This window comes from Promicromonospora umidemergens (assembly GCF_024171995.1).
Taxonomy (GTDB): Bacteria; Actinomycetota; Actinomycetes; order Actinomycetales; family Cellulomonadaceae; genus Promicromonospora; species Promicromonospora umidemergens.
Window position 1 is genome coordinate 1 of the sequence record NZ_JAMTCT010000044.1, and the last position, 13,561, is coordinate 13,561.

General features: G+C 65.9%; 9 protein-coding genes and 4 pseudogenes. 4 read left to right on the plus strand and 9 right to left on the minus strand.

The window, feature by feature from the left end:
• Positions 1 to 233, plus strand: a pseudogene (locus APR04_RS29655) (group II intron reverse transcriptase/maturase); the annotation flags it as partial.
• Positions 234 to 339: 106 nt separating this feature from the next.
• Positions 340 to 819, plus strand: a pseudogene (locus tag APR04_RS29660) (transposase); the annotation flags it as partial.
• Here APR04_RS29660 and APR04_RS29665 read toward each other — a convergent pair.
• From APR04_RS29665 to APR04_RS29685, 5 genes and pseudogenes are all read right to left on the minus strand, one after another.
• Entirely contained in the window at positions 790 to 1,017 is a 228-nt protein-coding gene (locus APR04_RS29665) for a low temperature requirement protein A (RefSeq protein WP_253878103.1), read from the minus strand. The pseudogene APR04_RS29660 and the gene APR04_RS29665 sit on opposite strands and share 30 nt — an antisense overlap.
• A 522-nt stretch (positions 1,018 to 1,539) precedes the next feature.
• Positions 1,540 to 2,583, minus strand: coding sequence for an NAD(P)-dependent alcohol dehydrogenase (locus APR04_RS29670; protein WP_253878112.1), 1,044 nt, complete (start codon positions 2,581 to 2,583; stop codon positions 1,540 to 1,542).
• Between the two features lie 404 nt (positions 2,584 to 2,987).
• Positions 2,988 to 3,299 carry a putative quinol monooxygenase gene (locus APR04_RS29675; RefSeq protein ID WP_253878114.1) on the minus strand — a complete coding sequence of 104 codons (312 nt, stop codon included), beginning with the start codon at positions 3,297 to 3,299 and terminating at the stop codon, positions 2,988 to 2,990.
• Positions 3,296 to 3,852 (minus strand): annotated as a pseudogene (locus APR04_RS29680) (type 1 glutamine amidotransferase domain-containing protein). The gene APR04_RS29675 and the pseudogene APR04_RS29680 overlap by 4 nt, the downstream one beginning before the upstream one ends.
• Before the next feature lie 62 nt (positions 3,853 to 3,914).
• Positions 3,915 to 5,069, minus strand: a complete 1,155-nt coding sequence (locus tag APR04_RS29685) for a glutathione-independent formaldehyde dehydrogenase (protein WP_253878116.1) — start codon at positions 5,067 to 5,069, stop codon at positions 3,915 to 3,917.
• A 173-nt stretch (positions 5,070 to 5,242) separates the two neighbouring features.
• Between APR04_RS29685 and APR04_RS29690 the strand changes: the two genes are divergently transcribed.
• On the plus strand, positions 5,243 to 6,151 hold the full coding sequence (locus tag APR04_RS29690; RefSeq protein ID WP_253878118.1) for a LysR family transcriptional regulator: 909 nt from the start codon (positions 5,243 to 5,245) through the stop codon (positions 6,149 to 6,151).
• Between the two features lie 13 nt (positions 6,152 to 6,164).
• Here APR04_RS29690 and APR04_RS29695 read toward each other — a convergent pair whose 3' ends face one another.
• Positions 6,165 to 7,364, minus strand: coding sequence for a low temperature requirement protein A (locus APR04_RS29695; RefSeq protein ID WP_253878120.1), 1,200 nt, complete (start codon positions 7,362 to 7,364; stop codon positions 6,165 to 6,167).
• Positions 7,365 to 7,613: 249 nt separating this feature from the next.
• On the opposite strand from APR04_RS29695, the gene APR04_RS29700 reads away from it, so the two are divergent.
• Entirely contained in the window at positions 7,614 to 8,204 is a 591-nt protein-coding gene (locus APR04_RS29700; protein WP_253878122.1) for a recombinase family protein, read from the plus strand.
• Positions 8,205 to 8,330: 126 nt separating this feature from the next.
• On the opposite strand, the gene APR04_RS29705 is transcribed toward APR04_RS29700, so the two are convergent.
• The 3 genes and pseudogenes from APR04_RS29705 to APR04_RS29715 all read right to left on the minus strand — a co-directional run bounded on the left by APR04_RS29705 (position 8,331) and on the right by APR04_RS29715 (position 13,461).
• On the minus strand, positions 8,331 to 11,024 hold the full coding sequence (locus APR04_RS29705) for an excinuclease ABC subunit UvrA (RefSeq protein ID WP_253878124.1): 2,694 nt from the start codon (positions 11,022 to 11,024) through the stop codon (positions 8,331 to 8,333).
• 39 nt (positions 11,025 to 11,063) lie between these two features.
• Positions 11,064 to 12,108: pseudogene (locus APR04_RS29710) on the minus strand (integrase core domain-containing protein).
• Between the two features lie 42 nt (positions 12,109 to 12,150).
• Positions 12,151 to 13,461 (minus strand): ISL3 family transposase, encoded by a 1,311-nt coding sequence (locus APR04_RS29715; protein ID WP_253871651.1) that lies wholly within the window; start codon positions 13,459 to 13,461, stop codon positions 12,151 to 12,153.
• Between the last annotated feature and the right edge of the window lie 100 nt (positions 13,462 to 13,561).

Sequence of the window (13,561 nt, forward strand, 5' to 3'; positions counted from 1 at the left end):
CGACGTTCTCCTACCTCGATCGATTCGCCTTCTGGCGGATCGTCGGCTGGTTGAAGAAACGACATCCCCGACTGAACATGCACACCCTGGTCCGACGTCACCTGCCTGGCTGGCAGATCCGTGACGGCGGGATCGAGTTCTTCAGGGCGTGGAAGGTCACCGTGACCCGATACCGCTATCGAGGAGCGAAGATCCCAACGCCCTGGACCAGCGCAGCGACCGCAACGTCATGACCACGTGGAGAGCCGGATGCTCAGGAATGGGCACGTCCGGTTCGGGAGGCGGCCAGCGGAGACCCACCCCGGGAGACCGGGACAGGGCGCCGCTGGCCGACCTCACACCGAGCACCGCACCACCACCGAGGGCAAGCTCTACTGCTGCGCGATCAAGGACGTGTTCTCGAACCGGATCGTCGGCTACTCGATCTCGGATCGGATGACCGCGAAACTCGCCGTCGACGCACTCCGCAACGCCGTCGCCCGCCGTGGTGAGGTCGCCGGCTGCATCCTGCATGCCGAGAGGGGCAGCCAATTTCGCAGCCGAGCCATGGCCCGTGAGCTGCGCCGTCACGACATGGTCGGATCCATGGGCCGCGTCGGCGCGGCCGGGGACAACGCCGCGATGGAGAGCTTCTGGTCGCTTCTTCAAACGAACGTCCTCAACCAGCAACGGTGGGCCACCCGACAGGAGCTGCGACTCGCGATCGTCGTCTGGATCGAGCGTAAGTATCACCGCCAACGAGCACAGGACACTCTCGGCGGGTTGATGCCCATCGAGTTCGAAGCCAAGCTAGCCGAGCCGCTCACACTCGCGGCCTAAACCGAAACTGTCACCAGTTCGTTCCTCACGCCCCAACGCCAACGCGCCTCGTCCGAGTCTCAGCCACGTGCCCTCGGCAAGCATCAACTGGGTGACCTGGGACATCGCGAACACGAAGACCAAGTCGAAGAACAGCTCGAGAGGGTCCGTGGTCCGGTCGTCGGTCTCGGTGCCCGGCTCGGAGGCATTCACATCCATTGGTGCCTCCTGAGGGATCGGACGACGCACAGCGGGGGTGGCCCTCACATCTAGATGAGTGAGTCCGATTGGTTAGTGGTCGTAGGCGATGAGGGATCGTTTGGTGGTGGCTCCGGTTTTCCAGTTGTGCCAGATTGCGGCGGCCAGGGCCATGAACCGACCTGGGTTTGGTGCCGCATCCTTCTGAGTTGATTGGATGTCATCATGAACCGGCCTGTGGAGGAGTCTCCTGTGACGATCCGACGAAAATGAGCTCGCCTGGTCAAACAGGTACAACACCTCAGACCGATCCGCGCAGTCCCGTGAGAATTACGCGGGCTCCGGATAGTAGCGCCGTCACCGTTGCTCCGAGCTCCGCGCATGTTCAAGCGTCGCCCGTATTGCTAGAGATACACGACGAGTGACCGGGACCCCGCTCGAGCATCCAGCGGCCACTCAACGATTCCCGATCGCGGTGGCGAGGACGATGCCCCCGCCTGTTGTTCTCTCGTTGGAGGGGCATCGTCCTGGCCGTTGGGTCGCTCAGCCGTTCGAGGAGGGCGTTCCCGGGACCAGTACGGCCCGTCCGGGGATCCGACCGGTGGCGAGGCGCTCAAACACCTCGTTGATTTCCGAGAGTGGGTGTTGTTCAATCGCAGATACCAGGCGCCCAGAGCGGGCTAGGGCGAGTACCTCCTCGAGTTCATTCCGAGTACCCCAGTTGCTCGTCATCATCACTGCTTCGGCGGCGAAGCGGAAGAACGAGAACGGGAAGCTGCCGCCCGCGAGCCCGACGAGCACATAGATACCGAGCCGGTCCACCGCCCCAGCACCAAGGGCCATGGTCGTGTCGATTCCGACAAAGTCAAGAACAGGCGCTACCCCGTCCTGGCCGGCGGCAGCGCGAATCTGTTCCGCGGCATCAGCATCTCGAGGGTCGACGGTGACGTCGGCGCCGAGCTCGCGTGCGGTCTGACGCTTCTTCTCGTCGGTGTCGACGACGATCACCTTCGCTGGGGAGAGCAGCTTCAGGAACTGGACCCCGTACTGGCCGAGTCCTCCAGCGCCGATCAAGACCGCGCTAGTGCCGGGCACTAGGTGGGGCAGCGCCTTCTTGACCGCCGAGTAAGGCGTGAGGGCCGCATCGGTGAGAGCGGCTGCTTCTACCGGGTCGAGTCCGTCTGCCCGGAGCAAATGCCGCACGGACGTCACGACCATGTACTCCGCATACCCGCCTGCTGGGCCCATGCCGCCCCACAGGAATGTGTTGCAGAGCTGTTCCTTGCCTCCCAGGCAGAAACGGCAGTGACCGCAGCCCCAGCCGCCGAACACGACGACCGCGTCGCCGACCTCGAACCCGTTGCCTTCTGCGCCGGGACCGAAGGACTCGATCCAGCCTGCATTCTCATGACCCAGGGTGTGTGGGAAAGCGACACCCGGAATCTCGCCGGACTTGACGTGCAGGTCGGAGTGGCATGCCCCGGATCCACCGATTCGTATGAGGACCTCCCCAGGCCCAGGTTCTGGAGTCGGAACGTCCTCGATGACGAAATCCGACCCTACTTCGTTCAATCGTGCTGCTTTCATATTGTGCGTCCTCTTCTGTTCACAGATAGGCCATTAGCAGGCCTTGTTCGGGATGGTGGTTCGCGGTCGCCTGCGATCGCAGGGTGCAACTCGTCGAAGCGTCAGTGCTGTTCGATCAGGGCGTTGGGTTCGCACCTCCCATCGACGTCAGGTTCACGTGGCGAGGCGGGCTGCCCATCCCGGGGACGCGGCGCGGGGCGGCAACGTGAGGTCCCGACGTGAATTGCACGAGGGTCCGCACGTAAGCGGTCTCCGGATCAGCGTCCGCTGTGACCATGTCCTCGCGCAACCCGCATAGAAGCGGCACAGAACCTGGGCCGGTTCAGTTTTCACACACTGGGCTTAACACCCTCCGCCACCGGTTCACAGCCCCCACGCCGCCCACACCAATCGGACTCACTCATCTAGTCGTTCTCGCCGGGCAGTTTGTACGCGAGCACGTCGATGTTCTGGATGCTCGGTTCTGCGCTGAACAGCTCTGCTGCCTGCGCGGTGAGTGCCTGGCCGACGCCCCCCGACAGGTGGGTCTGGCGGGCGTCGTCGTCGGGGAACACGTCGAAGATCCCGAAGGTCGACTCATCGAGCTGAAGAGCGAACCAGGCCCGCGTATCCTGCTCCTGCTCGACGATGGAGCGCGCGTCGCGCAGAAAGTCCGCGACGTCCTTCTCCTTGCCGGGCTTGGCCTGAACGATCACTGAAAGCGCAACCTTGATCATGTTGTCTCACCGGCCTGGCTGAACAGTTCCACGATCGCGGAGTTGAAGGCCGGGAGGTCGTCGGGTGAGCGGCTGGTGACCAGGTTTCCGTCGCGTGCCACCTCTTCGTCCACGACGTTCGCGCCGGCGTTGCGCAGGTCGGTGCGGATGCTCGGGTACGAGGTCAACGTCCGGCCCGCCGCGACGCCGGCCTCGATCAGCGTCCACGGTCCGTGGCAGATCGAGGCGACCGGCTTGCCGGCCCCCACGAAATCGCGCACGAAGCCGACCGCGTCGGAGTCCACACGCAGCTGGTCAGGGTTCACCGTGCCGCCGGGGAGCAACAGGGCGTCGTAGTCATCGACCGAGGCCGATTTCACCAGGGCATCGACCGGAAACGTTCCAGCCGCATCTAGGTCGTTGTTGCGGGCCTGGATCTCGCCCTCTGCAGTGACAGCAACTCGGTCGTGGCCCCGGCATCCTGCAGGGCCTGTCTCGGCTGTTCCAGCTCCACGCGCTCCACGCCGTCCGCGGCCAGGATCGCGATCCGCTTGCCATTCAACTCGCCTGCCATGGTCTATTCCGTTCTGTGAGAGGTGGCGGCCTGCCCGTGCGGGCGCACCGCCCGCTGTCCGCCTACCGGTCAGCGTGGTCCGGGTGCAGCACAACTTTGGTCCAGCCGTCGTTGCGCTCATCGAAGTTCTGGTAGGCGTCGGGGGCCTGGTCCAGGGACAGGTCGTGGGAAACGATGAAGGACGGGCTGGCCTTGCCGGCGGCAATGAGGTCCCGCAACTGGCGGTTGTACTTCTTCACCGGAGCCTGGCCGTTGCCCATGGTCTGGCCCTTGAACCAGTGCAGGCCGTAGTCGAAGGCGACCTTCCCTTGCTTGGCCATCTCGTCGGGGCCGCCGGGGTCCTGGGGCAGGAAGACGCCGACCACGCCGATGCCGCCGGTGAACCGCACCGACTGCACCAGACGGTTCAGGGTCATCACCGGATCCTCGGTCCCTTGCGGGTCGTGGGCTTGATAGCCCACGCACTCACATCCACGGTCCGCGCCGAGGCCCATCGTCTGGTCGAGCACGAACTGCACGGGATCGGTCTTGGAGTCATCGACCGCGATGGCGCCGATCTGTTCAGCCAGCCGCAGCCGGTCCGGGTGGCGGTCGACGACCATCACCTTGGCCGCCCCCTTGATCGTGGCCGACAGGGCCGCCATCAGCCCCACCGGGCCGGCGCCGTAGATCACCACGGAGTCCCCGGGGATGACCCCGGCCATCTCGGTGGCGTGGTAGCCGGTGGGAAAGATGTCGGAGAGCATGACGTAATCGTTCTCCTTCTCCTGGGCGTCCTCGCCCAGGCGAAGGCAGTTGTGGTCGCCGTACGGCACCCGCAGCATTTCCGCCTGCCCGCCCGCCCACGGGCCCATCGCCGCGAAGCCATAGGCCGCGCCGGCAGCTGCCGGATCGGGCTGGGTGGTCAGGCAGTAGTTGGTGAAACCTCGCTCGCAGTTCTTGCAGAACCCGCAAGAGATGTTGAACGGCAGCACCACCCGCTCACCGACCTTGACCTTGTCGACGCCGTCGCCGACCTCGATGACCTCGCCCATGTTCTCGTGCCCGAACGTGCGCCCGGTCTCGAAATCGGTGCGCCCCTCATACATGTGCAGGTCGGAGCCGCAGATATTGGTGGCGGTGATTCGCACGAGGACGTCGGTGGGCCGTTCGATCTTCGCGTCTGGGACGTCGTTGACACTGACGTCGCGCGGTCCGTTGTACACAACAGCTTTCATGGGAAACCTCCTGATGGGACGTGCAAAGGAGCCAGCGACCGAACGTGGTCCGACGGCTCTGCGGGCTGACCCTGATTCGGCTACGGCCCTCGTACCCAGTTTCGCGATGATCGTGGTCCACTGCCATGACACGTTTCCTCCGCCCCATTAGGAGGGGTCTAACATGGGTAGTTATGGAGCTCCGCCAGCTACGGTACTTCGTTGCCGTAGCCGAGGAACGGCACTTCGCGCGCGCCGCCCGCAGGCTGCACATCGCCGCGCCGTCGCTGTCGCAGCAGATTCAGGCACTTGAGCACGACCTGCACGTTGTCCTGTTCGAGCGCAGCCCACGCAGCGTGACGCTCACCGCCGCTGGTGAGGTGCTCCTCGAGCACGCCCGCATCCTGCTGGATCGGGCCGACCGTGCCCGCGCCGAGGTCCGCTGCGCCGACGGGCGTCACCGGCACCTAGAACTCCGCCTCGTCACCGCCGTCGAGTACGTCCTGGACCCGATGCTGCACCAGATATCCGGGCCAGCCTCCGGCCTGGAGGTCACCATTGCGACCGCCACTGGCAGGGAGGCGATCCGCGCGGTCCGCGCGGAGACTGCGGACGCCGCCATCGTCTGGGGCCGTTCCGCCGACGAGCAGGATCTGTCCGGGACGGTCCTTCGCCAAATACCCGTGCACCTGGCGCTGCCGGCCCAGCACCGACTCGCCGCCTCGGCAGCGATCGCGGTCGCGGATCTCGCCACTGAGGCGATCGTAATGTTCCCCCGCGACCTCTTCCTCGGCATCTGGGACCACATCATCGGCCATCTGCTCCCCGCCGGCCTATCTCGCCCCGACCAGGTGCTCACCCAACCCGACCTCATCAACGTCCCCGAAGCCGTGCTGCGGTCGGTCGCCGCCGGCCACGGGGTGGCTCCGGTCGCCCCGGCGATGGCCGAGCACCTAGCAGTCGCTGGAACCGTGATCCGCCCCCTCAACCCGTCCCTGCTGGTCCCTCTTGAGTTGGTCTGGCGGGAGCCGCCGCCCCCCGGGCTGGAACGCGTCATCGCCATGCTGGCCGGGAACCCAGGGGTAGACCGAGCGGGACTTTGACGGCGCTGGATAATCAGGAGCTGTCGACCGGCCCGATCGCGGGGTGGCGCCAGAGTTCCCAGCTCGTTTGCAGCAGGCAGACCAGGAGGAGCCCGGCAAGCGTCGCCAACGCCGGCGCGAGCACAGCGACCGGGATCAACACGCTAGCCCCCACCCCGGCAAGGAGGCGATCGACGGCCAGCTGGTGGTGATCACGCCATCGGTAGGCGACGTCGCCAAGGAAAAACAACGCCACGCCACCGGCCAGGGCGACCGCGGACAACAGCGGGAGCGGGCGCGCCGCATCCGCGACCGCCTCGTGTACCCTGAGCGCGAAAAACACCACCCCGGCCACCAGCGGGAGGTGCAGGTAGCTGTAGGAATCGCGAGCCAACCGGGCCCGCTCCCGATCCCCAGTGCCGCGCAGCCGCCGTTCGGCACCCCGGCGGAGGTAACCGAAGTAGGACGACCACAAGCCGGCCGCGATCAGCACGGCCAGGAGAACGGCGATCACCACAACCGGCCGTCCCAGAGAGTCTTTGGCGCCGGCACCTACCTCGACGATCGCCTCACCCAGTGCGATGATGATGATCTGCCCGTGCCGCTCCACGACGTAGGAGGGCGCCACACCCCAGCCGGCGGTACCGACCAGAACGGGTCCGGAGAAGTCGATCACCGCGGCCGCGATCCACAGCAGCTCCCGCCCCGGTGTGTCGACGAATGCGGCGGCCACCAGCAACGCCGGTCCGATGAGCAGGGTGGGGACCAGCCGCAGCGCGGCCGCACCCACGTCCGCCTCCGCCCGCACGTCGAGAGCCAGCAGCGCGACGTGGATCAGCCGTACCGCCAAGAACGCGAGCCCGAACACCAACGCCCGAGCGCCGAATGCCTGCGGCAACCCGACCGCGGCAACCAGCATCGCCGCCATCGCGAGGAAGATCAGCAGGCGGTGCGCGGACCCGGCGTGGTCGGAGATGTTGGTCAGCCAGGCGTAGCAGACCCACGCCCACCACACTGCGCCGAGCGTCAGGAGCCCGCGCCCGAAACCCGCCCAGGAAATGTGCGCCAACATCAGGACCGTCACCTGGGACATCGCGTAGACAAAGACCAGGTCAAAGAACAGCTCCAGCGTCCCGACCGACCGCTCCGACGCGTCCTCGGCTGCCTGCTCACCCGCACCGCCGCCACCATCGTCACGCATACTCTGCTCCACACCCACCTCGCCGACCTCCACGTTGCCTAGAATCAACCCACATCGTGCCCCTCAATGCGACGATCACCTTCCACAGCGAGAACCGCCAGCGAAGCAACTCGTGGTGATCAAACGATAAAGAGAACCCGTTCCACTCCCGATCCGCTTACGTGCGCCCACCCCGCCACGAAGCGATCACAGAACACCGCCATCGAGCGATCAACTCCACAGACGTGTCGAGCTGTGCTCGTGTCCGTTCGGTACACGTAGCTCAACCGGTACAGTCACCGGATGGCCCAGATGCTCGTCGGGTACGCCCGCTGCTTGACCGAAGACCAGGACCTCACCGCCCAACGCAACGCCCTGGAAGCCCTGGGGGTGACGCCGGACCGGATCTACGTTGACCACGGCCTGACCGGCACCAACCGGGCCCGACCCGGGCTACGCGAGGCCCTCGCCGCCTGCCACGCCGGCGACACCCTTGTCGTCACCAAGCTCGCCCGGTCCTTGACCGACGCCCGCGACATCGTCGAAGAACTCACCGCCGCCGAGGTCAAGCCGAACATCGGCGGCTCGGTCCACGACCCGACCGACCCCGTCGGCCAGCTGCTGTTCAACGTTCTGGCGATGATTGCTGAGTTTGAGTCGGATCTGATTCGGCTGCGCACCAGGGAAGGGATGAAGGTCGCCAAAGCCAAGGGCCGGCTGCGCGGCAAGCAACTCAAGCTCAAGCCCGCCCAGGAGGCGCACCTGGTTGAGCTGTGGCGCGGTGGCAAGCACACCTCGGCCGAGCTGGCCGACTTGTTCAATGTGGGCCGCTCCACCGTCTACCGCGCGGTCAAACGCGCCGGAGAACCCGAAAGCAGTCCGTCAGATGACTGACGTCACCACCAGGGACGGATCGGTTCGATTGCGGCGGGTGACAGCACCGCTACCAGCCGGTATCGCAGGCAGCGGCTACCGCTAACAACAGTTCCGTTGTTCCTCAACCCCGTGATCGTGGGGGCGTTAGGCGGAGCGCTCCAGTGTGGCGGACTCTTCTAGGGCTGCGGCGAGGTACTTCGCCGAGGATCCGACGCCTGCGTCGGCAATCTGTTGGGGCGTGCCGGAGGCGACGACGGTGCCACCGTCCTCTCCTGCGCCTGGCCCGAGATCGATGACGTGGTCGGCCGCTGCCACGATCCGCATGTCGAGCTCGACCATCACGACGGTGTTGCCTGCTTCGACCAGGGTCTGCAGATGGGTGACCAGGTGGTCGGCGTCGGCGCAGTGGAGGCCGGAGGTCGGCTCGTCGAGTACGTAGAGGGTGTCGCCGCGTTGAGCGCGCTGCAGTTCGCGGGCGAGTTTGACGCGTTGGGCCTCGCCGCCGGAGAGCTCGGTGGCGGGCTGCCCCAGCCGCAGGTAGCCCAGCCCCACGTCGATCAGGGTCGACAGGGACCGCATGATCTCCTCCTCATTCGCGAAGAAGGCATGAGCATCCTCGACGCTCATCGCGAGGATCTCAGCGATGTTCCTCTCGCGCCAGGTGATTTGCAGAGTGCTCTCCTTGTAGCGGGTGCCATGGCAGTCCGGGCACTCGGTGTAGACCGACGGCAGGAAGAGCAGCTCGACCATCACCGAGCCCTCGCCCTCGCAGGTCGGGCAGCGGCCGCCGGTGACGTTGAAGGAGAACCGGCCCGGCTTGTAGCCCCGAGCGCGCGCTTCCCGGGTCTGCGCGAAGCGGCTGCGCACATGGTCAAACAGACCGGTGTAGGTGGCCACGTTGGAACGCGGCGTGCGACCGATGGGTTTCTGGTCGATGCTGACAACGCGACGCACGCCGGCCAGATCCCCGGCCAGAGTGCCCTCCAGATGATTGGAGGAATCGGTCAGGAGCAATTCATCGTCCTCGGGTGCCTCGTCGACAGGCACAGCGCGCCCCAGCCGTTCGCTGAGGAGCGCGGGCAACGCCTGACTGACAAGACTCGACTTGCCCGATCCGGAGACGCCGGTAACCGCAGTCAGGACGCCCAATGGAAGGTCGAGTGACACGTCTCGCAGGTTGTTGCGCGTGACGTTGTGCAGGGCGAACCAGTCCTGCGGCTCCCTGGGCACGTGCGGCGGAAGCCCGCCGCCACCGAAGATGTACCCCCGCGTCACGGATCCCTCGACGTCGGCGAGGCCGCTGGTCGGTCCGCTGTAGAGGATGCGGCCGCCGCGCTCGCCTGCGCCCGGGCCGATGTCGACCAACCAGTCGGCGTGTCGCATCACCTCCACGGAGTGCTCGACAACGAACAAGCTGTTGCCCCGGCGCTTGAGCCCGTCGAGGATCCCGAGCAGCGCGGTCACATCCTGCGGGTGCAGACCGGCCGACGGCTCGTCGAGCACGTAGACGACGCCGAACAGTTCCGAGGTCAGCTGGGTGGCCAGCCGCAGCCGCTGCAGCTCGCCGCCGGACAGGGTTGGCGTGGTCCGGTGCAGAGACAGGTAGCCAAGCCCGAGGTCGATGATGGGTTGCAGGCGGTCAACGAGCTCCTTCGCTAGCCGCGCAGCAGCGGCCCGTTTTTCGGCCGACTGGTTCGGGGTGCGGCGCACATCAGGCGCGGCCGTGTGAGCGGACCCGCCGGCGGCCACCCGCTGCTCGACGGCCTCGCGTCGTGCGGCCGCGTGTGGGACTCTACCGGAGATGCCTGCACCACCGGAGACCAGACCTGCGTGATCGGCGGCATCGGCGACAACTACCTCTAGCAGCGAAGCCAGCTCCCGCAGCGGCAGCTCGGAGAACTCGGCGATGTCGAGCCCTTGAAAGGTCACCGTCAGAGCTTCGGGCTTCAGCCGTTTGCCGTGGCAGACCGGGCACGGCGCCACGTCGAGGAACTGGGCCACGCGGCGCTTCATCGAGGCGCTCTTGGTATTGGCGAAGGTGTCGAGCACGTAGCGGCGTGCACCGACGAAGGTGCCAGAGTAGCTCGGCTTGACCCCTGCTTCGGCGGCTTCGAGCGCCTCAGAGAGCGTGTACCGGGAATAGACCGGGACGAAGGGGGTCTCTTCGGTGTAGAGGATCCAATCACGGTCCTTCTTAGGCAACTTCCGCCAGGGAACGTCGACGTCGTAACCGAGGGCGACGAGGACGTCGCGCAACTGGTGACCGTGCCAGGCCGTCGGCCAGGACGCGATCGCGCGCTCGCGGATCGTCAGCGAGGTGTCCGGAACCATCTGTTCTTCGGTGACCTCATACACACGGCCGATGCCGTGGCATTCCGGGCAGGCACCCTGGACGGTGTTGGCGGAGAAGTCCTCGGCGTAGAGCATCGGCTGGTCGTCGGGGTAGTCACCGGCACGAGAGTAGAGCATCCGCACCAGGGAGGACAGGGTGGTGATGCTGCCCACCGAGGACCTGGCGTTGCGCCCTCCCCGCTGTTGCTGCAAGGCAACCGCCGGGGGCATCCCGGTGATCGAGTCGACGTCCGGGACGCCGGCCTGATCGATCAGCCGCCGGGCATAAGGCGCGACGGACTCCAAGTAGCGGCGCTGCGACTCCGCGTACAGGGTGCCGAACGCCAGCGACGACTTCCCCGATCCGGACACGCCGGTGAAGACCACCAGCGCGTCGCGGGGAACGGTGAGGTCGATGTCCTTGAGGTTGTGCTCACGGGCGCCGAGCACCCGCACGTCCGGTTGGACAGACGGATCCTGGAACTCGGGTGCAGGTGCTTCGGTCATGACCAAGAGAGTAACCGGGCACAGTGAATCGCCCCGGGTTTAGTGGAGGGCGTGTTCTCCCAGTGCCGGTTGGCGTTGGGAGTTCATCTCACGGTAGTACTCGTTCTCTTTCTCGATGGGTGTGAGGTATCCGATCGATGAGTGCAGCCGGTTCTCGTTGAACCAGTGCATCCAGGACAGCGTGGCCAGTTCGAGGTCGTCGGCGCTGCGGAACGGGCCGTCGATCTTCACACATTCGGTCTTGTAGAGGCCGACGACGCTCTCGGCGAGGGCGTTGTTATAGCTGTCGCCGACGGGTTCCGATCGATGCGATCGCTCCGACGTCAGCGAGCCGCTCCGTGTAGCGCAGAGCCGTGTCTTGAGAGCCGGCGTCCGAGTGCTGAAAGACACCGGTGACGTCTTCACCGCGCGGGATCCGTCGGGGCAAGCAGTTCATCACCACCCGTTCCGACGACTCAGCGCCGCGGCCAGAAGGATCACCTCAAACGCGAGTTTCACGCGGACCGGCCCAGCCCCTGCTACCGCATGAGGCGTTCGACCGTGCAGCGCGCGACGGTGATGCCCTCGCGCCGCAGGAGCCGCCAGATCTTGCGGGCGCCGCTGATTCCGCGACCGAGGTTGCGGTCCCAGAACACCCGTTCGATCTGGACCACCAGTTCCGCGTCGGCGACCGCTCGCGCGGAGGTTGGACGTTTCTTGAAGGCGTAGTACCCGGACGGAGCGATCTTCACCCCGTGCTCTGTGAGCACGCGGCAGATCGGCTCGACTCCGAACCGATCACGATGATCGTCGATGAACTGAACTACCACGGCAGTCGCGGGCCTGGCTCTCGGACGAAGAAACTCGACGCCGCCAACAGGATCTCGTTCGCGCGCTTGAGCTCACGCACTTCCGCCTCGAGATGCTTGATCCTCGACGCATCGTCAGTCGTCGTTCCAGGACGCTCTCCCGCGTCGATCTGAGCCTGCTTAACCCAACCGCGCAACGTGTCCGGATTCACCCCGACGCGCTGTCCGATCCGGATCACCGCCTGATTCACAGACAACTCCGGATCCTCCTTCCGCGCTTCCTGCACGAGCCGCATCGCTCGCTCCCGCAACTCCGGCGGATACTTCCTCAAAGCGGCTCATCGCAATCGAGGGTGTAGGTGGGGTCTGAATCCTCCGCTTTCGAGCAGGCTGCGGGCAACATAGTTCGTGAGGTTTCGGAAGCCGAGAGCAGAGCCGCGGAGATGCTCGAGACGGCCGTTGATCGCCTCGGTGGGCCCATTACTGGTTCCGGGGCGGTCGAAGAACGCGAGTACGTCGGTGGCGCGTTGCTTCAGGGTTCGTCCGAGGCGACGGATCTCGACCAGCGCGGCGGGAACACCGCTGGTGACGGAGTCAATGACGGATCGCATCATCGCCTTCCCCTTGTGCTTGTCGGGTTCCCGGTAGGCAGCGATCATGCGCTGGTAGATGCCCCAGGTCGCTTCGACTTCCACGTGCTCCGCGATGACGAACACGGCCTCGAGTCGAGCGTGCTGCTTGTCGGTGAGCAGGTTCGCGCCGGTGTGGAGGGTGCGGCGGGCCTTGTAGAGCGGGTCGCCAGCGCGGCCACGATGCCCAACAGTGGCCTGTTGGACGCGTTGCCGGCAGCGATCCAATCCGTCGCCAGCGAGGCGGACGACATGGAACGGGTCCATCACCGGGACCGCGTCGGGAAGCTCTTCGGCGGTCGCGGTCTTGAACCCGGTGAACCCATCCATCGCGACGACCTCGATCCCGTCCCGCCAGGGTTTCGGACGACCAGCGAGCCATTGCTTGAACACGGCTTTGGAACGTCCTTCGACCATGTCCAACAGCCGCGCCGGGCCTGTCTTATTCCGTGTCGGGGTGAGATCGATGATCACAGTCACGTACTTGTCGCCGAACCTCGTGTGCCGCCAGACGTGTTCATCGACGCCGATCGTGGTGACCCCGTCGAACCGTGCGGGGTCATCGATCAGCCGGCGCTTGCCTTCAGTGATGATCGCGCTATTCGCGGTATGCCACGACACTCCGAGACCGGCAGCGGCCCGGGAGACGGTGAGATGGTCGACAACGATCGCTCCCAACGCCCACTCGATCCCGCCGCGAGAGATCTTCGCTCGCGGCGGTGCCGCCCTCGCCGTGTCCTGCCGCCACGCGCGTCGACAGTGATCGCATCGGTAGCGGCGCACCCGGACCAGCAGTGTTGTCGGCCGGTGCCCGAACGGCTCGTGTGCCAATCGGCGCATTACGGTGTCGCGCGGGACGCCCTCGGTCCCGCATTTGCGACACCATGGATCCGGCTCGGCGACGCGGCACTCGATCACCGCCCGATCCGGTTCGAGGTGCTGCCCGACGGCGACGAGGCCGAGCTCGTCGAGTCGGCAGAACATGGTCAGATCGGGCGCGGCGAAGGTAGCGTGGGACACGTCGAGGTCTTTCGGACGGTGAGTGTGAGAACTTCCATCCTGGAAGACCTCGACCCCTATCCGGAAACCGACGTCGCTACACCCTCATCTGCGAAGAGCC

What these genes read in the sequence shown, in the direction of transcription:
- APR04_RS29690 (WP_253878118.1), top strand. Translation starts at nt 5,243, where the DNA reads ATGGAGCTCCGCCAGCTACGGTACTTCGTTGCCGTAGCCGAGGAACGG.
- APR04_RS29675 (WP_253878114.1), bottom strand. Translation starts at nt 3,299, where the DNA reads ATGATCAAGGTTGCGCTTTCAGTGATCGTTCAGGCCAAGCCCGGCAAG.
- APR04_RS29700 (WP_253878122.1), top strand. Translation starts at nt 7,614, where the DNA reads ATGGCCCAGATGCTCGTCGGGTACGCCCGCTGCTTGACCGAAGACCAG.
- APR04_RS29705 (WP_253878124.1), bottom strand. Translation starts at nt 11,024, where the DNA reads ATGACCGAAGCACCTGCACCCGAGTTCCAGGATCCGTCTGTCCAACCG.
- APR04_RS29665 (WP_253878103.1), bottom strand. Translation starts at nt 1,017, where the DNA reads ATGGATGTGAATGCCTCCGAGCCGGGCACCGAGACCGACGACCGGACC.
- APR04_RS29670 (WP_253878112.1), bottom strand. Translation starts at nt 2,583, where the DNA reads ATGAAAGCAGCACGATTGAACGAAGTAGGGTCGGATTTCGTCATCGAG.
- APR04_RS29685 (WP_253878116.1), bottom strand. Translation starts at nt 5,069, where the DNA reads ATGAAAGCTGTTGTGTACAACGGACCGCGCGACGTCAGTGTCAACGAC.